Genomic DNA, 908 nt, shown 5'->3' with positions numbered 1-908 from the left:
CCGCAGCCCACTCAGGTGTCTTCTCAACTTTGTCTTTCGTCTCACCTTGAACGTACTTAATGAAGTCTTCAAAACCTAGACAGTAAGTCTCGATGAACTTCTTGTCGTATAGGCCTTCATTGTAAAGCACGTGAGCAACACCAAGCATGAACGCCACGTCAGTTTGTGGGTTGATGTAGAACTGCTCGTTTTCTAGGTAACGACCTGTTTTGTTTTTCACAGGGTCAACAGAAACAACGTTGATCTCTTTGTTAGCTACTTTTTCTTTCAGTTGTTCTAGGTATGCGAACGATTCGTGAGTCTCACATGTCCAACCTACTTGAAGGTTCTTAACTGGATCGTTACCCCAAAGGATAATGTTTTGTGCGTATACTTCAGTAGAACCTAGCACGTAAGGCATGATCGTTTGACCAGCACCTGTTGAGTAGTCACCGATTTTCTTCACAGAGTAACCGTGAAGCGCCATTGCACGTTGCATGTGGTTAGTACAGCTGTGGAACTGACCTGTTTGTCTCCAACCAGTTTGACCTGTGTGAAGCGCCCATGGACCGTAATCTTTCTGTACGCGCTCAAGCTCGCGGTAAACAAGGTCTAGTGCCTCATCCCAAGTCACACGGATGAAGCGGTTGTTACCACGCGTGTCTGCGCTGTACTTGTGCTTCTTCAACCAATCTAGGCGAACCATAGGGTAACGCACACGAGATGGGCTGTAGATAATACCTTTGATACCTTTCAACATCTCTGTTGGGTGGTTATCGATTTCTAGCGGCTTAATTTCTTGAACTTTACCTGCGTAAACACGTGCACGGAATGCACCCCAGTGAGAACCTGATACTTTCCAAGTGCCGTCAGTTTCTGCTGCAGAAGCAGACGCCGACACTAATAGGCTTGGGCCCATAACCGATGCC

Annotated in this window: 1 protein-coding gene; it reads right to left on the bottom strand. The window is 46.8% G+C overall.

The genetic code is table 11. The annotated features are described in order from the left end of the window. Positions 1-908 (bottom strand): molybdopterin-dependent oxidoreductase (locus tag KIV40_RS33535; RefSeq protein WP_285353736.1); only part of this gene is annotated, 908 nt, incomplete at both ends.

It is taken from the genome of Vibrio sp. D173a (assembly GCF_030248475.1).
Note: the sequence above shows the minus strand (reverse complement) of the source record. Positions and strands in the feature narration are given on the sequence as shown.